Here is a 23,866-nt window from a genome sequence, read left to right as displayed (position 1 = left end):
TATTGAAGACAGTTATGCATTTGTTCTGAAATACAATGGAATGGTTGGAAGCATTTTAGTAGATGTTGCGGCACGTTATGCTACCAGATCTCTTATTATTAATATGGAACTTGGTCAGATTCAATGGCGTTGGGATGAAGCCTGTTTTCATCTTTATGAAGTAGAATCAAACAGATGGATTAGATATGATCAACCTGAAGTCTCAGCCGAATCTGGATACAATAAAAACATAGGTGAAGGAATGTATATTGAAGAAATAGAAAGCTTTATAAATGGAATTAATTCGCCTGAAACTTACCCAAATTCTATAAATGATGATATTAAAATATTGGAAATTCTAAACAAAATTGAAAACTCAGATGGAGGATTTTAACATGAATTACAGTGAAAGGTTGAATAAGGTGATTCCTGGAGGCGCTCATACATATAGTCGTGGCGATGATCAATATCCTGCTAATGCCCCTCAAATATTTCAGCGCGGAGAAGGAGCATATCTATTCACTATTGAAGGAAATAAATATCTGGATTATGGAATGGCATTACGTGCTGTTACTTTAGGTTATGGTCAGAAAGAAGTAGCAAACGCAGCAATAACTGAAATATGGAATGGCAATAATTTAACGAGGGCTTCATATATTGAACTTCAGGCTGCAGAATTGCTGGTGAATCTCATACCCTCAGTTGATATGGTTAAATTTGCTAAAAATGGATCCAACGTAACAACAGCAGCTGTTAAGATTGCCAGAGCCTATACAGGACGGAAACTTGTTGTACGTTGCATCGAACATCCTTTTTTCTCATTTGATGATTGGTTCATAGGAGATACACCATTAAAAAAAGGAATTCCGGAAGAATTCAGTAACCTGACTGTTAACTTTCATTATAATGACATTAACTCTCTTGCATTACTGTTTGACAAATATTCTAATCAGATTGCCGGTGTAATACTTGAACCTGCAACATCAGATCATCCTACAAATGGATTCCTTGATATTGTAAAGGAACTTTGCCATAAGAATGGGGCTCTTTTTATCCTCGATGAAATGATCACAGGCTTTAGGTGGCATTTACAGGGGGCGCAGGTTTACTATAACGTTGAACCTGATCTATGTACTTTTGGAAAAGGTATGGCAAATGGATTTTCTGTTTGTGCGCTTGCGGGGAAAAGAGAATTCATGAACATTGGAGGAATAAAAGAAATTGGAGCTGAACGGGTATTCTTGACATCAACAACACACGGTGCAGAAATGTGCGGTTTAGGAGCATTTGTAAAAACAGTTGAATATTACAGATCAAATAATGTCATTAATCATCTCTGGGAATACGGTGAAAAATTGATAACCGCAATGAACACTGCTGCAAAAGAATTAGGCATTCAGGACTATTTTATGGCTTCAGGTATTTCGTGTTCTCCAAATTATGTTACCAAAGACCGGGAAGGAAATTCTTCCTTACCATTTCGTACCTTGTTTTCACAAGAAATGATAAAAAATGGCGTTCTTATGCCCTGGATTGCCTTATCCTATGCTCATGGGACCACTGAACTTGATTTTACATTAGAAGCAGTTAAGAATTCCTTGAGTATTTATGCGAAGGCATTAGAGGATGGTGTTGAAAAGTACCTTGTAGGTCCTTCTATTAAACCAGTATTCAGAGCCTTTAACTAGTAGTTCTTATGAAAGTAGCGCTTGTTTCTCTGGATCAGGTTTGGGAAAATAAAAATGCAAATATGATTCAATGTGTTGGATACATTGAAAAAGCTGCAGAATTAGGTGCTGATATGGTTGCATTTCCTGAAATGACGTTGACAGGATTCTCTATGAACGCAGGCGTTATTGCTGAAATGCCAGATAGATCAACCACAATCGACTTTTATATTTGTCAGGCAAAAGACAATAATATTGCCATTGCCTTTGGTGTTGTTTTATTCAATGGAGATAAAGCAACCAATAATCTGATAATTGTAGATAATAATGGAACTCTTTTGACCTCTTATTCTAAAATCCATCCGTTTTCATTTTCAGGCGAGAACAACTATTATCTGGCTGGAGATCAGATATGTTCATGTGAAGTAGCAAATGTTGGAATTGGTTTAGCAATCTGTTATGATTTGCGCTTTCCTGAAATTTTCCAGGTCATTTCAAAGAAAAGCGATATTATTCTTTTGATTGCTAATTGGCCTGAGAAGAGGATTAGTCATTGGAAGATTTTATTGCAGGCCAGAGCAATTGAAAATCAATGTTTTATAATTGGAGTTAACAGGATTGGAATTGATGGGAATAATCAGTCATATGTAAAGAGCACTGTAGTTTTTGATCCAATTGGTAATGAATTAAAACCCATAGAATCATATCTGACTTTAGATTTATTTGATATTTCCCAGGGTCAGGTTGCAATAGTAAGAAAATCATTCCCTGTAAAACAAGATCGTAGAAATCTTTTTTATAAGTCACTTTTATAAAAGATATTGATGTTAAAAGATAAAGTTGTTGTAATAACAGGGGGAGCCGGACTTTTAGGACAGTCATTTGTAAAAGTTGTACTTGAGAATAATGGAATTGCAATAATCGCAGATTCAAACAAAGAGAGAGGGTGCGAAGTCGCAGGTAATCTTCAAAAACATTTTCCAGAAAAAAAAGTGGAATTTCACTTTCTTGACATCAATAACAAACAATCTATTATTGAATTAATCGATTATCTGTTTATAAAATATGGAACAATTAATGCTTTAGTAAACAATGCATATCCAAGAAATAAAAACTATGGAAGAAAGTTTGAAGATGTAACCTATGAAGACTTTTGCGAAAACATAAATATTAATCTTGGTGGATATTTTTTAACTACTCAACAGTTTTTGCACTTTTTTTGCAAACAAGGGTTTGGTAATATTATTAATATTTCATCTATCTATGGTGTAATGGCCCCCAGGTTTGAAATATATGATAATACGCTAATGACAATGCCAGTCGAATATGCGGTAGTCAAGTCAGGATTATTGCACTTGACAAGGTATTTGGCAAAATATTATAAGGGAAAAAAGATTAAAGTAAATGCAATATCGCTTGGTGGAATTAAAGATGCTCAACCAGAATCATTTATAATCGCGTATAATAGTAATTGTTTGGATAAGGGGATGCTTCTGCCAAAGGATATAACCGGTACTCTACTGTTTCTATTATCAGATCAATCTGAATTTGTTAATGGCCAAAATATAATTGTTGATGATGGTTTTACTTTATAATTTTTATTATGTTACAAATTGATGGTGAAAAAATAGTTTTACGTGAGTTTACAAAAACTGAGCTTTATGATGAGAAATATTTCTTATGGTTAAGAGACCTGGAAATAATTACTCAGATCTATCATTTAGATTATTTCTTGCCTCTTGACTTTTCTGAAGTAGTTGAATATGTTCAGTCTTTATGGGACTCAAAAAGTGATTGTTTCTTTGCAATTTATTACAAAGAGAATAATAAGTTCATCGGGACTCAAAGAATAGGACATATCAACTGGCGTACTGGGATTGCAGATATGGGTATCATGATTGGAGATGAAGAGTACAGGGGGAAGGGATTAAGTAAAGATATTATGCGAACTTCAATGAAGTACGCGTTTAAAAATTTAAGTTTACGTAAATTGACAGGCGGTACTAGCAGAACTAATATCGCAATGCAAAAATGCTTCGAAGGACTTGGATTTGTAAAAGAGGGAGTAATTCGTTCTCAATTATTGATTGATGGAGAATATATTGATCACATATTATATGGAATTTTGAAAAGTGAATATAAAATAAATTAATATGAAGTATTGTACTAAATGTTTAATGCCTGAAACCCGTCCTAGAATAGGATTTGATAAGGCTGGCGTATGTAATGCTTGTAATTGGTCCACAGAGAAGACTATTTCTATCGACTGGAACGCTAGCAAGAAGAACTAAAACTCTTGGTTGAAAAATCAAAAAAGGAATCCAAATAAATTTGATGTGATTGCCCTTCAAGTGGTGGAAAGGACAGCAGTTATGTAGCCTATAAATTAAAAGAATTAGGTTTGACACCCTTGACTATTACTCTAAAGCCACCTCTTCCATTTGAGATAGGAGAGAAAAACCTTGAGCATTTTGTAAATTACGGATTTGATCATGTTCATATAACCCCAAACTATAAAATAGGGTCAGAAATTGCTAAGAAAGCATTTATTCAATTGGGACAACCCATGTTCTCTTGGATAATCAGTGTACAAACTGCAATATTCAGATGTGCGGTTGTGTTTGATATACCTTTCGTAATGTTTGGCGAAGAAGGAGAAGTTGAATATGGTGGAAGTAGCAAGCTAAAGGCGAAAGCAACATACGATTTAGAAGACAGCATTAAATTGTACCTGAGCGGACAAGATCCAAAATCTTTCATAGATAAATTTAGTGATAAAGATCTGTATTGGTGGAGATATCCCTCTATAGAAGAGTTCAGAAAATTGAATCCGTCCATAGCTCATTGGTCTTACTTTGAGAATTGGGATTCATATAGGAACTATCTTGTAGCAAAAGATCAATTCAATTTAGAAGAATCCCCAAGTAGATCAGTAGGTACCTATACAAATTTCGCACAAACTGATACTAAACTATACGATCTTCATGTTTATCTGATGTTCCTAAAATTTGGATTTGGAAGATGTACCCAGGATGTAGGAATTGATATCCGTAGGGGGGCTCTAACGAGGAAACAAGCTTTATCCTTAGTTAAGAAATATGATGGTGAATATCCAGAACCTTACATAAAAGATTATCTTGAGTATTTCAATATGTCATTTGAGGAGTTTGAGAAAGTATTAGACAGCTTCGCAAATAAAGATGTTCTACATAAGGTTAATGGAAGATGGATTTTAAAAGAACAACCTTTCTAAATGATGAATAAAATTGGCATAATAAATTATGAGATGGGCAATATAATGTCCGTTCGAAGTGCCCTAGATTTCTTAGGTATTGAAAATGATATTGTGAATTCACCCAAGGAGCTAAAAAAATATTCAAAATATATTTTGCCCGGCGTTGGCTCTTTTAATGAAGCTATGATCAATCTAAATCGACTGGGTTTTAAAGAATCAATTAAAGAGGAAATATTAATAAAGAAAAAAAACATTCTAGGAATTTGTCTTGGAATGCAGTTGCTCGCTGAATTTGGAGAAGAGGATGGATCTTCTGCAGGATTAGCTCTGATCCCCGGAGTTGTAGCAAAATTTGAATTTAGCACTAAGGAATTAAAAATACCACATATTGGTTTTAATGAAGTTCATTTTGTTAAACAAAATGATACTCTTTTTAAAGGGTTGGGTGATTCAGCAGATTTCTATTTTGTGCATAGCTATAGACTTATTGACATTGATATCAGTTTAATTTCATCTTATTGTATTTATGGAGAGAAATTTATTTCTAGTGTGTCAGTAAATAATGTTCACGGAACTCAATTTCATCCGGAGAAAAGTCAAGGCAATGGACTCAAACTACTAAATAATTTCTCTAAAATATAGGTATGGTTAAAAAGCGATTAATTTTCACTCTATTAATGCAGGACGATATTTTTATGCTTAGCAGAAACTTTAGATTACAGGAAGTAGGAGATTTGGATTGGTTAAGAGAAAATTATGATATTAATTCGCTTTTGTATTCTATAGATGAATTAATTGTTATTAATGTTAATAGAGGTGAGAAGAATTTATTAAAATTTAATGCAAACTTATCTGAACTTGTTAGAAACTGTTTTATGCCAGTTGCAGCAGGTGGTGGCATACAATCTGATGATGATGTCTACTCTATTCTAAAGTCTGGTGCGGATAAAGTCGTTATAAATTCCTTACTTTTCACTAATCCTATTATGGTTGAAAGAATAATAAAACGATTTGGTAGTCAGTGTGTTGTTGCATCTGTTGATTACAAATTAATTGATAATGAGCGATTTGTATTTATTGGAAATGGAAGCTTAAATTCATCATTGAAGCTTTCTACTGCTATTCAGAAAATCATAGAATTAGGGGTTGGTGAATTATATATTACCTCAATAGATAAAGATGGAACAGGACAAGGTTATGACATTGCTGGGATTTCTGAAATAACTTGTTTCTCTAAAGTTCCAGTAATTGCATCTGGAGGAGTTGGTAAATTCGACCAATTCTATGATGGGATCAATTTAGCCAAAGCAGATGCTGTATCAACTGCAAACTTATTCTATTTCATGGGAGATGCCTTAACTGAAGCAAGAGAAATTTTAAAAAGTAATGGTCTTAGTATGGCAGTGTGGTAGTGTGGTAACCTTTGATAGACATCTTAATATTTCCGAAATCTGTTTTGTATGGATTTAAGTTCATATAAGAATAGATTTTTATTTAAACTAATTACTAACTTACTTAGTTTTTTTATTTCTCTTGCTTTAGCTGGGATAGTGCCTCGGGTTCTAGGTGTTGAATCTTTTGGGAATTTTAATTTCATTATTGGTATTTTAACACAGGTTTTACTAATGCTTGAAATGAGAACTTCAACATGTTTTTATACTAAACTTTCTCAAAATTTAAATTCTACATCAATAATTGTTTTTTATTTACGATTAGCTATTCTTATTTTTTTAGTTTTCTTTATTATTGTTTTTTTCTTTTTGGTAACCCCTCTTAAGATAACTATTTTCCCTAATCAAGAAAACAAATTTATCTATATGGGTATTTTTATTGTCGGATTAAACTGGTTTTTAGAAATACTCAGTAATATAATGGATGCTCATGGAGATACTATTAAGTTGGAGATAATTAAAATTGTAAATAAGATTTTGGGAGTATTGGTTTTATTACTTATTATTTATACAAGTTCTTTATCATTAACAAAATATTTCTTTTACCAGTATTTCATCTCATTATCACTAATAATATCAATTACATATTTTATTAATAGAAAGCTATTTAAACATCCAGTTCATGTTTCTAAAGATGAAAATTTTGGAAAGGAGTTTTATAATTATTGTGCGCCACTATTTTTTTATCTTTTACTAGGGTTTTCCTATCAGTTTTTTGATCGATGGGCGTTGCAATACTATGGCGGTTCTTTTCAACAGGGTCTCTACTCATTTTCTTTCAATATAGCCAACATTTGTCTGCTTTTTACCTCACCCATTATTCCTTTGATGATGAGAGAAATGTCAATAAGTTTTGGTAAAAATGATATTCTTGGAATGGCAAAAATATTTCGGAATCAATCTCCTGTTATCTATGCAATTACAGCTTTTTTTTGTTGTTATGTATTTACAAATTCAGAGAGAATAATTTTGCTATTTGGAGGTGATCAATATATATTAGCTAGTCCAATATTATCTATTATTATTTTTTATCCGCTATTTTCGATTTATGCTTTGATACATAGTAGTGTTATTTATTCGAATGGTCGGACTAGATTATTTCTGATAATGAATATTGTTTTTGCTCCTATAAGTATTATTAGTTCTTTTATTATGCTCTCAAGGTTAAATATGGGGGGAGCTGGGATTGCACTAAAGGAAACAATCCTTGCTTTCATTAATGGAATTATCTATTTATTTGTAAATACACATTTTTTAAAAGTCAAGGCTACTAATTATCTAATACATTTTATCATCATACCAATAATTTTTGTTTTTTTAGCTCTAATAGTTAAATTCTCGATTGAATTATTTCCTGCAATTAGTTCTGCTCATGCCATTGTCTATTTAAGTATTTCTGGTTTAATATATTTTATCATCACAATTATAATTACACTATATTTCCCAGTAGTCTTGAGCTTGAAAAAAGATTATTTAAAAAAAATATATATTAATCATAATAATTTTTAATCTTATTTTATGAGGCTTATAAATGTATTTTTTTCACTATTACCAATATTTTGTCAAAAGGTTACATTTAAAGTTATAAGGATAATTAATCCAAAAAAAATATCTAATTCAAAAGCAAACTTTTCAAAAGTCAATAGTACATACTGGATTAAGAATGAACCAAAAACCGATAATTTAATTTTAGTTGAAGGCATCCACGCTTCATCGGGCCCTAATTATCTTCTGCGAACAGGTCTTATTGCTAAAGCTCTTGAAGCCGAATTTCAATTAAAATCAATTGTATTGGTGACAGATTTTCTGGAGAATGAGATTGAAAAAAAACTTCTGTATGCCTCCTTTGGAATTACTAGTTTGATCTCAATTAAGGAAAATATCAATACTGGTTTATTTAAAATTGTAACCTTCATAAAATCATACAAAATATCAAAAAAATGTAAAGAAATAGATGAACTCCTGAAGTTAGAACATAAAGGGATTTTGTATGGTGATCTTTTATATGATACTGTAATAAAGAACGAAAAAAAACAATATTATGTAAACATAAAGGAGCATTTGAAGATTGCTAAGTATATTCTGTTAGCAATTTCAACCATTAATGCTTATGAGAAAATTCTTAATAAAAAAAAGGTTAAATTTCTGGTGACTACTCATTCACAATATCTCCTATACGGATTAATGTTGCGCGTCTGTTTTAACAGGAATATTCCTATTCTTGAAACGACCGATATGCAATTATTTCACTTCGAACCCAGTAGATTTGTTGGGTTAAATCCAAAATTTCATATATATAATCATCAAAAAATAGAGGATTTATTGCCAGAATTAAAGGATCAAGAAGGAGTTCTGGAATCTGTTAATACTCGTTTATGTGAGAGGTTTTATGGTAAGTTTGAGCAATCTGATGTTACTTTGGCTTATCGGAATAAGCATATTTATTCGTCTGATGAGTTAAGAAACAAACTAGACATTCATGATAATCTTCCTTTTGTATTTGTATTTGCTCATGTTTTTTCAGACGCACCTCAAGGATTAAGTGATGGTATGCTTTTCAGTGATTTTTATATTTGGTTAAAAGATACAATTGACACAATTAAGGATATAAAAGAAATTAATTGGATAATTAAACCACACCCATCAGCTCTGTTGTATAATGAGACTGGCGAAGTTGAGCAGTTAGTTAGAGCATGTAATTCAAATAACATTTATATATGTCCATTTGATTTTAGTACAGCAAGTATAATAACTATAGCTCATGCAATTGTTACAGCACAGGGAACCGTAGGTCTTGAATATAGTTGTTTTGGTATTCCAGTCATTTTAGCGGGGAAACCATTTTATGCTGGCTTTGGCTTTACGTTTGAACCATTCTCAAAAAAAGATTATTTTGATACGTTGAAAAATATTTCAGGACTAAGTAGGCTTACTAGTAATCAAATAGATACTGCAAAATATGTATACGAAGGACTTATGAGATTGATGTTAATGGATAATAGAATTATTGATTCTGAGGTCTTGTTCAATGTTTGGGAAAAGAATGGTATTGTTGAAACAGATAAAGCATTTGATATTGTATCTGAAAGACTTTTAATGTTTGCACCTCAGGAACATCCTGTTTTTGCTGAAATAAAAAAAATATTTAGCGATAGTAAATATCATAATGAGGGATATAATTATTAAAATATTTATTAAGGTAATTTTTTTTTTCAATAAAGTAACCAGATTATATAATATACTTATAATAAAAATTAAATATAAGGATCATCTTACAATTCTAAAATCTAGTGCCGTTCCACATGTCATAAATTGCTTAACTAGAAATTACTTTGTAAAGATTTCTCCATTTAATCGTCACATAAAAAATGAATATTTATCATATCTGAATTGCTCTAATGCTTACCCGGAATTAAAAGATTTGTTGTTTGAAACAACTTTTAGGGATAATTTCTTTTATAAAGAATTATCATCAGAACTTGCATCTGATGAAGTTGATAAATCAGAACATTTCATTGCTGCCATATATTGTTTAAATAGGTTTAGGAAGTATAGTACTCTCAGGATTATTGATAAGCTAACTGAGCTTGAGTTTATAAATAGTGGCCTTAAAGTAATAAATCAAAAGTGTGGATTATCCTGGGAGAAAAAGACTCAGAATTGCTTAAAAGCAATTCTTGATAAACCAGTTGATATTGGTCCATGCCATGGAGATTTTCATAAAAGGAATATTCTTAAGAAAGAAGGTCAATATAAACTTATCGATTGGGACTCATTTAGAATTAATGATATACAGGCACTAGACGCCTTTCATTATTTAATTGATCAGTATTTAGGCGATTCTTACTGGCTAAATTCTTTCTACAATTTTCTGATTGATGATTTAGAAGTCCAGAAAGAATTGTTAAGACCTTTTTAGTGAATACATCTTTCCCTTAAATGAGGATATTTATTTAATATATTTTGTTGATAGACTAGGCAGAGAATCAAGGATTGTATATTTGCGATTAGACCGTAATGCTTTGATAATTAATAAAATACTGAACATTTTAATAGGAAATATATAAATGAAGAAAATTATTAAGCGGATACTCAAACTTTTCATCCCTTATAAGAAAATCATATTTAATGACTTAAGTAATATAAATCCAATAAGTAATAAATTTGGATTTGACAGGGGAACTCCCATTGACAGATATTATATTGAAAAATTTTTATCGGAAAACTCAAAATATATAAAAGGAACTGTATTGGAAATCGCAGAGAGCACCTATTCGAAGAAGTTTTATAGTGGACAACGGATTAATTATGAAGTTTTGCATATCGATAAAAATTTTAAGGATGCAACAATCTATGGGGATCTCACAATGCCAGATGGCCTTCCAGAAGATTTTGCTGATTGTTTTATTTGTACCCAAACTTATAATTATATTTTTGATGTAAAATCGGCGATTGAAGGTAGTTATAAAATATTAAAAAAAGGTGGCGTTTTGTTGGCTACTGTTTCAGGAATTTCGCAAATCTCAAGATATGATATGGAAAGATGGGGAGATTATTGGAGATTTACAGATAAATCTCTTCAACTTTTATTTTCAAATGCTGGATTTAAGGAAATTAAAATTGTATCAATGGGAAATGTAATTGCTGCAACAGCTTTTCTTCAAGGCGTTGTAGTCGAAGATTTACCTAACATAAATTTGCTGAGCATAGTTGACAATGATTATCAGCTTACCCTCGGAGTAATTGCAAAAAAAATATGAACTTTTCTCGTAGAATTCTTAGATTACCATTGCTCAATTTATTTATAAAAAAAGCGTTAAACAGCCCTGGTGCGATTCTAACGCTACATCGTGTTGATAAGTTTGATGATAATAGATTATGGTTAAATGAGCATTTAAAAATTACTCCTGATTTTTTGGATAATCTTATTTTAAAGTTCAAGAAGGATAGCTATGCATTTATAAGTATTGATGAGTTGTTCGAAATTCTTATTAGAAAGAAATCAATACGAAAAGTAATTAGTTTTACTTTGGATGATGGATATCGCGATAATTTTGAAAATGCTTTTCCAGTTTTTTTGAAGTATAATGTGCCATTTACTATATATTTATCAACCTCAATTATTGAAAAGAAATTTATTTATTGGTGGCTACTGCTTGAAGATATTATCCTAGAAAACGAACTCGTGGAGCTCTCAGATGGGGTTTCATATCCTTGCAATAATATGATTGAAAAAGAGAACTCTTTTTTAAAAATACGAGAAAAAATATTGAAAATAGCTCCGTTGAAATTTTCTGAAGCATTTTGTAATCTTTTTGCTCTGTACGATGTTAATTTGGCGAAATATAATGATTCTTTACCTCTCACTTGGGATCAGCTTCGAGAGTTGGAAAAATGTCCATTAGTTACTTTAGGATGTCATACTCATGATCATTTTCCGCTTATGATGATGTCAAAGGATGATATTATCAATGATATAAATAAATCGAAAAAACTTTTTAAAGAAAATCTCGAAAAACCAGTGGAACATTTTTGTTATCCATACGGAGATGGCTTTGCAATAACTGAAAATGAAATTAAAATTATTTCTGAACTCGGATTTAAAACTGCAGTAACAACTAACAATAGTTACTTGTTAAAGAATAATTCAAAGAATTTATTTTCATTGCCAAGAATATTTATATATGAAAATGAAAGCTTCGATATTTACAAGAATATGTATTTAGATTCGTTAAGAAACAATTTTCGAAATATATGGGATCAGCTTTAAAAGTACTACATGTTAATTATTCTGATGGGTTTGGAGGAGCAGACATTGCTTGTATGGAACTTCATAAAGCTTTAAAAAGGGAAGGAATAGATAGCCATGTTTTAGTAATAAAAAAACAGAATCGCGATTCTGATATTATTTTAGTCTCAAAGAAGGGTTTTGTCCTTAATCTAGTAAAACAAAAAATCTCTGAATATATTCTTAAATTTCAGCGCACAGCTAATCCAATACATCATTCACTTGGTATATTTTCCAGCAAGGCTTTAAAAATTATTAATAAAAGTCCATATAATATTATCCATTTGCATTGGATAAATAGAGAAATGCTATCTATAAAAGATGTAGCAAAAATTAATAAACCTGTCATATGGACCTTGCATGATTCATGGCCCTTTTGCGGGACTGAACATCACCCTAATATCTTAGAGAATGATTTGCGATATAAAGAAGGTTATTCGAGGGACAATAGATCCAAAAGTTCATCAGGCATTGATATTGACAAATACGTTTGGACTTTAAAGCGATTTTGGTGGAAAAATTTAAAAATTAGGTTCATTGCTCCTAGTTTATGGGAATATGAAGCATTTAAAAGTAGCATGCTAATTAATCATTTGAAATGCAACATAGTTCCTAATCTGATCGATATTAACATTTTCAAGCCAATTAACTCTGATTTTGCTAGAATTTTACTTAATATTCCATTAAACAGAAAAATCATTCTTTTTTCTGTAGCTTCGGATCCTTCATTAGATAAAAATAAAGGATTTAATTTCTTTGTTAAGGCATTAGAAATAATTTCAAAAACTAATTATTTAGATTCCTTACATATCCTTATTCTAGGAACATACGATAGAATTTTACCTCTTAATTTGCCAGTTGCAACTACCTATTTAGGTTTTATTAAGGACAAAACCAGTCTAGCGGCCATTTATAATAGTACAAATGTCCTTGTAGTTTCTTCCATGGTAGAAAGTTTTGGTTTAACAAGTCTTGAATCAATTAGTTGTGGAACACCAGTAGTCGCTTTTCAAACAAGTGGAATACTTGATATTATAGAGCACAAGAAGACGGGGTATTTAGCTAAATGTTTTGATATTAATGATTTAGCAACGGGTATTGTTTACTTGCTGGAGAATGGAGAATCAATGAAAGAAAACTGCCGTAGAACTGTACTTAGAAAATTTCATACTGAAGATTTATCTAAACAACATATCAAAATATACGAAGAAATGTTAGGATAATTTAAGAATAAATTTGATGGATATATATGAAAGCTTACCGGAAACATTACCACTTGTTAGTATTGTTACTGTCGTGCGTAATGGAGTAAAAACTTTACAAAGAACTATTTCAAGTATTGCTAATCAAACCTATAAGAACATTGAATTTATTATAATAGATGGGAATAGTTCTGATGGTACTGTAGATATTATCAAAAGAAATGAGCATCTGATAGATCATTGGATAAGTGAACCCGATGCTGGTATATATGATGCAATGAATAAAGGGATCAAAATTGCTAAAGGTGATTGGATAAATTTCATGAATAGTGATGATGAATTTTTGTCGCCAAATACCTTATCCAATATTTTCCACTCCACAATTTCTCCAACCATAAGTATTGTTTATGGGGATTTAATTGCCTATGATCAAGCCAATCTACTTGAATTAAAAGTTAAAGCAAAAAAAATTAAAGATATTTGGAAACGAATGTGTTTTTCACATCAAGCATGCTTTGTAAAAGGTAATGTAATGAGAGCAAACAATTTTAATCTTAATTTTACACTCGCAGCTGACTATTACCTGATGTTGAGCTTATTCAAATCAGGTCATGAGTTCTTATATATTCCAGAACCATTTGCTAAAACATCAATTTTGGGCAAGTCATATTCAAATCCAATTACGATTATTGAAACCAGAATTATAAGCTTGTCCTTTGATGATAGCGTAAAAAACAGAATCTATCAATCAGGTTATACTTTGTTTACAATCCTTAAAGGAAAAATAATGAAGGTCTTTGGGATCAAGTTAACATCGTCTTTTAGGAAAATAAAATGGATCATATCAAGATGACTCCTCCTGAAAAGTTGCGCAGTTTTCATACAAATACGTCGATTAATGTCTTAATTTGGCTCTACTTAACAGCTGCCTATCCCTTTATTTTTTGTAGTTTCCCATTTCATCCTTATAAAACACTAATTTTTGCGTTAGGAATTATATTCGTGATTTTACTTCTATTTCATGGTAAAATATTTGTGCAAAACAGTTTCATAATTCCAATTACTCTACTGCAGATATCTTATTGGATATTTAAATTTTTTTTACAAAGTGATATATCGTATATAACGATCTGCATGCATTCTTTAAGTTTTTTAATTGCGAACATTGTAATTTTTACATTTGTCGACCCTCTTGTCATAATAAAACAATTTATCAAGTTAATTACAATTCTTGGAATACTTGGAACTCTTGTATTTTTCACTCATTTGCTTTTCCAATACTCTCCCATAATGGAATATACTAATAAAGATGGAAGACCTGGGTATATTTTTTGGTTAACAGCCACTAATACATATTTTAATTGGGGTGAATTTTCAATGATAAGATATTCAGGAGTTTTTGACGAACCTGGAGCTATGAGCTTTTATGCTATTTATGCAATACTAATGAACAGGCTGTTAAAGCTTAATCCTCGAACTGAATTAATAATAATTATAACTCAAATTTTCACTTTGTCGTTTGCTTTTTATATTTTTTTAATACTATATTTTTTTATGTTTATAAGTAATGAAAAAGCAAGATCGGCAATAGTCTTAATTATCATATTAGCTACTTTTTTTATAATAATTAATCTTCTTAAAAATACTAAACTTTACTTCTTATACCTAATGACGATTGATCGTTTTTTCAATTTTAGTGAAAGTACTGGCTTATCTGGAAACAATAGAATAGAGCTATATAAAACGGCATTCAGTACTTTTCTGAAGTTTCCGCTTTTTGGAAGTGGAGAAGCATATTTAATTGGAAAACCATTTCATGGAGCAAATATTTTATATAGTTTAGCTGTTCATGGAATAATTGGCTTTATATTAATATTCATTTTCCCATTCTTGATTCTTTTTAAGGCTATTAGATTATTAGGTAAAAAAATAATGCTGAATATTACAGTCCTAAAATGTTTTATTATTTTAATGATAATGTACCTTCAACGACCTGAGGTTTTTGGTCTTTTCCAAACCACAATTCTTCTTTTATTTATTTATTCTGTGGATTTATATATGAATTCAAAAACTTCAGATTTGAATTAATTATTAGCAAGACTTACTAATTTATTAAGCATAACATATTTGGTTATTAATATAAGCTGATACTTTATGAAGTTGCTTCTAGATAATATTATTTTTTCCCTTCAACGTTCAGGTGGGATCTCAGTATATTGGTATGAATTAGTTAAGAGAGTTGTTGCTGATAACCTAAATTGTACTTTTATTGACATTCCTAATGTGAAAAGTAATAGCAATGTTCATAGGTCAAGTTTGTTAATTTCTAAAGATAAGTTGAATATTGAGAACCCTGATTTTATTCGTTTGAAAAGATATTTGCCTATAGATATTAATATTTATGAACCTACATTAGTACATTCGAGTTATTATCGCTATTCAAAATCGAAATTAGCAATAAATGTTACTACTGTGCATGATTTTATCTATGAAAAATATTCTAGAGGATTGGCGAAACAAGTTCATCATTATCAGAAAAAAATCGCAATTGAGAGGTCTTCAGGGATAATTTGTGTGTCAGAGAATACCAAAAATGATTTATTAAATACTTTTCCTAAAACAGATCAAAGTAAAATTAAAGTCATATATAATGGCGTTAGCGAGTTATTCCGTCCAGTTAATGTGTCTACACCATTGTTGGGAAACTTTTGCAACTTGAACAATAAAAAATATTTACTTTTTATTGGTAGTAGAGCCAGTTATAAAAACTTTGATGTTGCGGTGAAGACATTGGTACACTTTTCTGATTTTGAATTTGTAATAGTTAGTGGCGGATTTTTATCAAAAAAAGAGATCTCATTTCTAAATCATTTAATTCCAGATAGATATCACTATTTTAATGGTCTTTCTGAGGAGGAACTAAATCTTATATATAATCATGCATTTTGTTTAATTTATTCTTCTTCTTATGAGGGGTTTGGGATACCGATTATAGAAGCAATGAAAGCAGGATGTCCAGTGATTTCTACAAACAAATCATCAATTCCAGAAATAGCAGGTGATGCTGCTCTTCTTGTAGATAGAATAAGTGCAGAAGATTTTGCTGAAAAAATTATAGAATTAGAAAATCAAAAAGTACGGAATGCATTAATAAATAAAGGATTAATACAAACCCAAAAATATTCTTGGGACAAATGTTACACTGATGTTATACAATTCTATAAAGAAGTATTTTCTTCAATCTAAAGCAGGTCTAATAAATTAAAGACAAATAATGAAAGTAAGTATAATAACTGTTTGCTTTAACAGTATGAATTATATTTCAGATTGTATTAAATCAGTCCTATATCAAAATTATGAGGATATCGAATACATAATAATTGACGGAGGTTCAGATGATAGTACCTTAGAAATTATCAAATCTTTTAAGGGTATAGCATTAGTCGTTTCAGAACCCGATTCTGGAATCTATAATGCAATGAATAAAGGAATTAAGCTTGCCACTGGAGATATTATTGGGATACTAAACTCAGATGATTTCTTAACTGATGAATTTGTAGTTCAGAAAATAGTTGATGAGTTTAATAGAAGTCCAATTGACGTAATTTATGGTGATATCCAGTTTGTTAACCATAAAAATTTAAAAGAATGTACGATATTATTCGTCAAAGAGGTTTAATCCAAGCAAATTTAAGTTTGGAATTATGCCAGCACATCCAAGTTTTTATACAAAACGGGAGTATTTTGAATGCTATGGTTATTACAAAGAAGATTATAAAATTGCTGCTGATTTCGAACTGCTATTACGATTTTTGTATATTCATAAATTGAAATCAATTTATATTAATTTCCCTTAGTTACAATGAGGACAGGGGGTGTTAGTAATAAATCCCTCAAAAGCAATATAATATTGAATAATGAAATTTTAAGAGCTTGCCTGGAAAATGGCATTTCCACAAACATAATAATCATATATGCAAAATATTTTAGTAAGCTATTTCAATTTGTTAGTTTAAGATAATTATAAGACAAAGATATTTGCAATATCAGGGCATTCTGGTTTTTGTAGTCAATATTATATTGTTAATAATATTGACTTTACTGGAGTCGATGTCTTAACCCCAAAAATAGCTGGACATAATTTGATATATTGTTTATGAAAGTGCATAAAATTATTATGATAAATTTCGGTAAACAAACTAATCTAAATTGGTTTGAAATGTATGTAATTAGTATAACAATTCTTTTATATTTATTTAGACCAACTATTCCTGTTTTAAAATTTCCTTTACTTGTTTCCATGATCGGTTTAATGTTTTATGCTTTGTATACGAAGAAAAAAAATATTGCTGAAAAGGCTAGTGCGTTTTTTAAAGAGTTTTACATTGTACTTAGTATGGTTTTCCTTTTATTTATTACTTTTTTTCTTTCCAACAAACTTTATTTGTCAGTATTTAAAGATTTAATAAATTCCATTTCATTATTGGTTTTGTTTTTCTTAATGTCTCTAATAATAAATTCAAAAGACGGTTTTAATTGTCTTCTAAAAAGGTTACTTAACTTAATTATTTTTACAACACTAATCCTATCCATTGGCATTATTTATAATTTCTTTGATGTTTATCAAGCTCCGGAGTTGATACCAAATTTGAATTCTGGTTTCAAATTTCAAACGTTATTAACTACTGATTATAATTTTATTTTATTGCCAGTTTTTTTTGGTATCATAAGTTCTCTTATTTTTCTTAGAGAAGCCGATACTGCATTTGAGCGAGCATTCTTTGATCTTATTGTTTTAATTAATTCAATATGCGTACTTTTATCAGGTTCAAGGCGTGGACTTATCACACTTAGTTTAATTTTGATTATACTTTTGGGATATTCAATTAAAACTATATTTAATAAGAGTGCTAAATCAAAGAAATATTTATCACATTATTCTTTCCTGACTATTTTTATTGTCTTGTTTGTTTTTATTACCTGTAATATTCTCTTTAATACCTCTGAGAAGATTAAAGATAAATTTTTGCATTCATTTGGATTAGAAGATAATATTCTAATCCGACAAAGAGTTGCTATTATTCTTACAAGATATATTTCTGCAGGGTTTAATGATATAACTTATTATGATACTTATAATAGAATTTGGGATTCAAAAACTTATGAATCTCTTAGTCCTGAAAACGGTTGGGGTAATATAAATAGTAAAATAATTTATCCATTGACTGGTTCAAATTCTGAAATAGTCCCCCCCGGAGCAAAAGGATATATGTTAGATAGTACCTCTGCATCGATTTTTTCCAACGGGAGCGCAGTATCTCAGACTCTATTTAAAACAGTAGAAGTAAAAAAAGGAGATATTATTTCAGCTTCAGTATATTGCTATGTTTCTGATTCTTTTAATGGAAATTCAGTGTCATTATCATCTTCCGGAGCAACCTTTGGTAATACAGAAACTAAGTATAAAATTTATGATCCATTAACATACAATGAAACTGAAACCGAGAGTCTCTTGTTAAACGGTGATTTCTCAATGGGTACTGTCTATTGGGCTCTGTATTCTGATTCGACTACTCACAAAATCGTAAAAACTCCATTTGGAAATGGAATAAGAATTTCAAGAACTAATGGAAATGGAGTGGACTGGTCGTTGAGGTATACTGGAAAATCAATAATTTACTATGCTGGACATAAATACCTTATTAAATTTCTTTTTAAAGTGCATAAAGGAACTGATGTTCCCTTTAGAATTGGCTGGTGGGTTAGTGATGGAAACTCGGGTTATGAAGCTTCATCATTGCCACTTGATATTAAAAAACTAGAAAATGGATGGAATGAGGCAGTTTGTTCTTATACTTTTAAAGAAACACATACAGATCTGATCTCCTTCTTAAATTCATTACAAGATTATTCAATTGTTGATATTGCAAATGTTGAAATTATTGATCTAAACAGTAATAATAAATTGCCAAAATTTGCATATTCTGAGAATGAAGATAAAGGGAGATGGCAAAAACTTACTATTTACTCAAATTGTGATGATGGTGAAGCTTCAATTTTTCTGAACATTTCAAAATTTAATGTATACAATTTTTCATCATTAAAAGGGTATGTTATTTTTGCATACCCCAAATATGAAATAATCCGTTTAAGGGATTCACTTACACACAATATAAGTATTTATGATTCAAACCAATTTAAGGCTAATCTTTTACCATCCATTCCCCCACTTATTATGCAATATTTACAGATAGTTGATAAGGACCCAATTAGAAGATGGTCATCACTTCTTATTGCAGAGGACACAACTTATTTTTCCTATAGAAAAAATTTGTATGTTACCCCAAGTTATAATAAATTCATTGGGGATAGAATTATGCGCTGGCAGTTTGCCGTGCAAATATATTGTAAAGAATATAATTGGAAACAAAAAATATTCGGTGGAGGTTTTAATTTTTTAAATTGGTTTGGCTATCGATTTTTGAATGACAAGACTGCAAGCGATTATCCTCATAATCCATTTTTATCTGTTTTATTGTACTCTGGAATAATAGGATTATTAATATATCTGGTGTTTTTTTATAGGGCCGTTTCCTATTACATAAAATACAGACGAGAATATCCAATCCTTTTTCTCTTTTTTTCTATCACTTTCTTATTCTCCTTTTTTAGTGCCGGAAGTCCTTTTGATCCCCCAATTATGGGATTCTTCATGATTCTTCCATTTTTTATTCATCATATACATAAAAGTGAATCTAAGCAATAATTTTATCTATTTAAATTGAATCCGAAGATACTTATTAGTGGTGCAAATAGCTTTTTGGGTAGGAATTACATTCGTTATTCAAAATTTAGTAATGTGGAAGAAGTCTCGCTTCTTGAGAGAAAACCCGAGGATATCAATTTCAACCAGTTTACAAGTATTATTCACCTGGCTGCAATTGTTCATCAGACAAAAAAAATATCTGAAAATGTTTATTTTGAAATCAACAGAGATCTTTGTCTTAAAGTTGCTGAAAATGCAAAAAAAGCTGGTGTTAAACAGTTTGTTTTTCTAAGTACTGTAAAGGTTTATGGGGATAATCAGGGAAGTCCTAAGCCAATAAATGAGGATTCTCCATGTATCCCTGATGACTCCTATGGAAAAAGCAAGTTAGAAGCTGAACTCGGATTGAGAAAACTTGAAGATGAGAATTTTACTGTCTCAGTAATCAGAACCCCATTAGTTTATGGTGCCGGAGTGAAAGCCAATATGTTAAGTATTATGAAACTGTGTGAAAGATTACCGATACTGCCATTCGGGAAAGTAGATAATAAAAGGAGTTTTACATTTGTTGAGAATCTTGTAGCCTACATAGATTGCATTATCGAAAAAAGAGTATCAGGGTTATTTATTGCCAAGGACAAGGATTCCATTTCAACATCTGAACTGGTAAAATTAATTTCTAAATATCTCAGGAAAAAGGTCATTCTTATTAAAGTACCTGAAATATTCCTGAAAATTGGCAACTTATTCTTCCCTCAAATATTATCTCGCTTATATGGCTCCCTTGAATTTGATAATAGTAAAACTCTTGAATTACTTGACTTCAATCCTCCATATTCAACGGAAGAAGGAATCGAGAGAATGGTAGATTCGTATATAGCACAAAAAGCTAATGATTGATTACTATTCTAGCCAATTGTGACTTTATATTCCCAGGAACTGTTTCCTCTTTCATTATTGATTTTTAAGCAAATCATTTGAAAAATATATTTATTCTATCTGGCCTTATTTTATTAGTGTCGTTTATAATGACTTATCTGATAAGACTATATGCGCTTAGATATAAGATTTTGGATATCCCAAATGACAGAAGTTCACATACAGCTCCAACTCCCCGTGGAGGAGGGCTGGCAATTGTAATTACATGGTATACAGGCTTGTCTGTATTATACTTTACCGGTCACCTGTATGAAAGATTCTATCTAGCATTTATGCCTGGATTGCTTCTCGCTGGTATAAGCCTTATCGATGATCTTATTAATATCAAGCCTATATATAGATTAGTTATTCAGGTTGTTACTGCATCAATATCACTTGTAATGCTTAAGGGTCTTGGAATAGTTGATCTTACATTATTTAAGATAGCCCCATCTTTTTTAATTGATATCATCGTTGTAATAGGAATTGTCTGGTTTATAAATCTCTTTAATTTTCTTGATGGGATTGATGGTTATGCATCAATCGAGGCAATCCTAATTTCATTGGTGATGTACATATTTACTGGCAACATAGTTAACTTCATACTGATCTTTTCTGTCCTGGGATTCTTAATCTGGAACTGGCCAAAAGCAAAGATTTTTATGGGTGATATTGGAAGTACCCAACTAGGTTTCATTCTAATTGTATTAGGCATATATTTTCACAATGAAACTCAATTATCAATAATTCATTGGATTATGCTGACTTCACTTTTTTGGTTTGATGCAACACTTACATTATACAGGAGATGGAGGAATAATGAAAAACTGACAACAGCTCATAAAAAACATGCATATCAGAGAATTACTCAATCTGGATTTTCACATAGAATAACATTACTGTTTTCAATCTTGGTGAATTTAATAATTATTGGATTAGTTTTTTTATCAAGAATTTATGACTTCCTTCTAATTCCATTGTTTATTCTTAATATTTTGGTTTTATACGCCATCACCAAATTGATAGACAGGCGAATGCCATTTGGAAAAGTATGAAAATCCTGTTTCTGATGATTGCCTATCCTAATGTTGAAGTAAATACATCAATGTACACTGATTTAACACAAGAGTTTTATTCCAACGGAAATGATGTTTCTGTTGCAGTTGCAAATGGCCCAAAAGAAACTACTATTAGTATAGAACAGAATATAAATGTTCTAAGAGTAAAGACTTTCGAACTATTTAATACTTCATTTATAATGAAAGGATTGGCTAACCTCATTTTGCCTTTCCAGATTTCTATGTCAATAGAAAAGTATTATGACGGAGTTTCATTTGATGCTTTAATTGTTCCAACTCCACCAGTAACATATTTGCAGACTTTAAAAAAAATTAGAAGAAAGTATAATGCAAAAATATATCTGATATTGAGGGATATATTTCCTCAAAATGCAATTGATTTAGGGATAATAAGGAATCCATTTTTAAAAGCCTATTTTCGTAGACAGGAAAAAAAACTATATGCAATCTCAGATTATATTGGCTGCATGTCCCAGGGCAATATTTCATATATAAAGGAGCATAATCCTGAGATTAAAACTGGTAAACTTCACTTATTACCTAATTGGAAAAATGTAAGTATGGATACAAATCCTGATGCAACTTTGAAAAGCAAATATGGTTTAGATAATAAGTTCATTGCATTATACGGAGGCAATCTTGGCAGACCTCAGCAAATTGACTTTATTCTCGAGCTGGCTATAGATATTACTTATCTCGATGATGTTGTGTTTCTTATAATTGGAGAAGGCACCGAGAAGAAAAGAATAATGCATCTAGTTCACAAGATGAATTTGAAAAATGTAATTATTAAAGATTCATTACCTCGGTCACAATATCACGAATTAGTAAAAGTTTGTGATATTGGACTTATAAACCTTGACGGTAGATTTACAATACCAAACATACCATCACGGACATTAGCTTATTGGGAAGCAAAGATCCCAATTCTGGCTGCGATAGATAGAAATACAGATTTTAATAATTTACTGGAAGAGTCCGGTAGTGGTCTATGGTCGATTACCGGCGATTTGAAATCTTATAAAGGTAATTTTGAACGGTTATATAAGAATAAAGATTTAAGAACATCAATGGGTGAGAATGGTTACTCGTATCTTAGGAAGAACTGTACAGCTGAAAAAGCGTTTCAGATTATAAACGAGAAATTGAAATCCTGATTAAAGTAAAGTATGTATAAATCTATTCTAAAACCACTGCTTGATTATACTTTTGCTTTATTCCTGTTACTGATCTTTTCCCCATTTTTGTTAATTATTGGTATTCTGGTCCATTTTAATTTGGGGACACCGGTATTATTCATTCAAGAGCGGCCCGGTTTGTACAAAAAGATATTTAAATTGTACAAGTTCAGAACAATGAATGTTAGGAGAGATCATGTTGGCAATTTAATGGAAGATAAAGAGAGACTTACAAAATTAGGGATAATTTTAAGGAAGACTAGCTTAGATGAGTTACCTCAGCTTATAAATATATTAAAAGGAGACCTCAGCTTCATCGGTCCCCGTCCGCTTTTGGTGGAATATCTGCCACTATATAATGAAGAGCAAAATAGGAGGCATGTAGTAAAACCAGGAATAACAGGATGGGCGCAGGTAAATGGAAGAAATGCAATATCATGGGAAAAAAAGTTTGAATACGATAACTGGTATGTTGATAATATATCATTCCAGTTAGATTTAAAAATCTTCGTTTTGACTTTAAAGAAAGTTATTCTTTCGGAAGGTATAAGTTCGAAAGGATATGCGACTATCGAAAAGTTTAAGGGAAATAAATTATAGCTT

At 30.8% G+C, this 23,866-nt stretch carries 21 protein-coding genes and 2 pseudogenes; all 23 read left to right on the top strand.

Annotated features, from left to right (window positions below; translation table 11 throughout):
• Positions 1–40 precede the first annotated feature (40 nt).
• The 23 genes and pseudogenes from IPJ16_11550 (at position 41) to IPJ16_11440 (ending at position 23,863) form a co-directional block, all read left to right on the top strand.
• Positions 41–373: a hypothetical protein gene (locus IPJ16_11550; protein MBK7627802.1), complete on the top strand. Its 333-nt coding sequence runs from the start codon at positions 41–43 to the stop codon at positions 371–373.
• A gap of 1 nt (position 374) precedes the next feature.
• Positions 375–1,667, top strand: a complete 1,293-nt coding sequence (locus IPJ16_11545; protein MBK7627801.1) for a glutamate-1-semialdehyde 2,1-aminomutase — start codon at positions 375–377, stop codon at positions 1,665–1,667.
• A gap of 8 nt (positions 1,668–1,675) precedes the next feature.
• Positions 1,676–2,461 carry a carbon-nitrogen family hydrolase gene (locus tag IPJ16_11540; GenBank protein ID MBK7627800.1) on the top strand — a complete coding sequence of 262 codons (786 nt, stop codon included), beginning with the start codon at positions 1,676–1,678 and terminating at the stop codon, positions 2,459–2,461.
• A gap of 9 nt (positions 2,462–2,470) precedes the next feature.
• Positions 2,471–3,241, top strand: a complete 771-nt coding sequence (locus tag IPJ16_11535; GenBank protein ID MBK7627799.1) for an SDR family oxidoreductase — start codon at positions 2,471–2,473, stop codon at positions 3,239–3,241.
• 8 nt (positions 3,242–3,249) lie between these two features.
• Positions 3,250–3,798 carry a GNAT family N-acetyltransferase gene (locus IPJ16_11530; protein MBK7627798.1) on the top strand — a complete coding sequence of 183 codons (549 nt, stop codon included), beginning with the start codon at positions 3,250–3,252 and terminating at the stop codon, positions 3,796–3,798.
• Between the two features lie 192 nt (positions 3,799–3,990).
• Positions 3,991–4,899, top strand: a pseudogene (locus IPJ16_11525) (N-acetyl sugar amidotransferase).
• The gene (hisH, locus tag IPJ16_11520) at positions 4,900–5,523 is read left to right on the top strand and encodes an imidazole glycerol phosphate synthase subunit HisH (GenBank protein ID MBK7627797.1); all 624 of its coding nucleotides are present in this window, start codon (positions 4,900–4,902) and stop codon (positions 5,521–5,523) included. It begins immediately after the preceding pseudogene.
• A 2-nt stretch (positions 5,524–5,525) separates the two neighbouring features.
• Positions 5,526–6,293, top strand: coding sequence for an imidazole glycerol phosphate synthase subunit HisF (gene hisF, locus IPJ16_11515; GenBank protein MBK7627796.1), 768 nt, complete (start codon positions 5,526–5,528; stop codon positions 6,291–6,293).
• A gap of 48 nt (positions 6,294–6,341) precedes the next feature.
• Positions 6,342–7,841: a lipopolysaccharide biosynthesis protein gene (locus IPJ16_11510; GenBank protein MBK7627795.1), complete on the top strand. Its 1,500-nt coding sequence runs from the start codon at positions 6,342–6,344 to the stop codon at positions 7,839–7,841.
• A 9-nt stretch (positions 7,842–7,850) separates the two neighbouring features.
• Positions 7,851–9,518, top strand: a complete 1,668-nt coding sequence (locus IPJ16_11505; GenBank protein MBK7627794.1) for a hypothetical protein — start codon at positions 7,851–7,853, stop codon at positions 9,516–9,518.
• Entirely contained in the window at positions 9,499–10,251 is a 753-nt protein-coding gene (locus IPJ16_11500; protein MBK7627793.1) for a hypothetical protein, read from the top strand. The genes IPJ16_11505 and IPJ16_11500 overlap by 20 nt, the downstream gene beginning before the upstream one ends.
• Before the next feature lie 148 nt (positions 10,252–10,399).
• On the top strand, positions 10,400–11,092 hold the full coding sequence (locus IPJ16_11495; protein ID MBK7627792.1) for a methyltransferase: 693 nt from the start codon (positions 10,400–10,402) through the stop codon (positions 11,090–11,092).
• The gene (locus IPJ16_11490; GenBank protein MBK7627791.1) at positions 11,089–12,102 is read left to right on the top strand and encodes a polysaccharide deacetylase family protein; all 1,014 of its coding nucleotides are present in this window, start codon (positions 11,089–11,091) and stop codon (positions 12,100–12,102) included. The genes IPJ16_11495 and IPJ16_11490 overlap by 4 nt, the downstream gene beginning before the upstream one ends.
• A complete protein-coding gene (locus IPJ16_11485) occupies positions 12,087–13,343 on the top strand; it encodes a glycosyltransferase (GenBank protein ID MBK7627790.1) in 1,257 nt (418 codons plus the stop codon). The genes IPJ16_11490 and IPJ16_11485 overlap by 16 nt, the downstream gene beginning before the upstream one ends.
• Before the next feature lie 16 nt (positions 13,344–13,359).
• A complete protein-coding gene (locus IPJ16_11480) occupies positions 13,360–14,175 on the top strand; it encodes a glycosyltransferase (protein MBK7627789.1) in 816 nt (271 codons plus the stop codon).
• Positions 14,176–14,612: 437 nt separating this feature from the next.
• Positions 14,613–15,410, top strand: a complete 798-nt coding sequence (locus tag IPJ16_11475; protein MBK7627788.1) for an O-antigen ligase family protein — start codon at positions 14,613–14,615, stop codon at positions 15,408–15,410.
• 66 nt (positions 15,411–15,476) lie between these two features.
• Positions 15,477–16,568 carry a glycosyltransferase family 4 protein gene (locus IPJ16_11470; GenBank protein MBK7627787.1) on the top strand — a complete coding sequence of 364 codons (1,092 nt, stop codon included), beginning with the start codon at positions 15,477–15,479 and terminating at the stop codon, positions 16,566–16,568.
• A 28-nt stretch (positions 16,569–16,596) separates the two neighbouring features.
• A pseudogene (locus IPJ16_11465) lies at positions 16,597–17,343 on the top strand (glycosyltransferase).
• Positions 17,344–17,478: 135 nt separating this feature from the next.
• The gene (locus IPJ16_11460) at positions 17,479–20,088 is read left to right on the top strand and encodes a hypothetical protein (protein ID MBK7627786.1); all 2,610 of its coding nucleotides are present in this window, start codon (positions 17,479–17,481) and stop codon (positions 20,086–20,088) included.
• 93 nt (positions 20,089–20,181) lie between these two features.
• On the top strand, positions 20,182–20,988 hold the full coding sequence (locus tag IPJ16_11455; GenBank protein ID MBK7627785.1) for an NAD-dependent epimerase/dehydratase family protein: 807 nt from the start codon (positions 20,182–20,184) through the stop codon (positions 20,986–20,988).
• 128 nt (positions 20,989–21,116) lie between these two features.
• Complete coding sequence (locus IPJ16_11450; protein MBK7627784.1) at positions 21,117–22,061, top strand: glycosyltransferase family 4 protein; 945 nt, start codon at positions 21,117–21,119, stop codon at positions 22,059–22,061.
• Positions 22,058–23,242: a glycosyltransferase family 4 protein gene (locus tag IPJ16_11445; GenBank protein MBK7627783.1), complete on the top strand. Its 1,185-nt coding sequence runs from the start codon at positions 22,058–22,060 to the stop codon at positions 23,240–23,242. The genes IPJ16_11450 and IPJ16_11445 overlap by 4 nt, the downstream gene beginning before the upstream one ends.
• Before the next feature lie 12 nt (positions 23,243–23,254).
• Positions 23,255–23,863: a sugar transferase gene (locus IPJ16_11440; protein MBK7627782.1), complete on the top strand. Its 609-nt coding sequence runs from the start codon at positions 23,255–23,257 to the stop codon at positions 23,861–23,863.
• Positions 23,864–23,866 lie beyond the last annotated feature (3 nt).

Source organism: Bacteroidales bacterium (assembly GCA_016709865.1).
In the GTDB taxonomy this organism is placed as follows: Bacteria; Bacteroidota; Bacteroidia; order Bacteroidales; family VadinHA17; genus LD21.
Note: the sequence above shows the minus strand (reverse complement) of the source record. Positions and strands in the feature narration are given on the sequence as shown.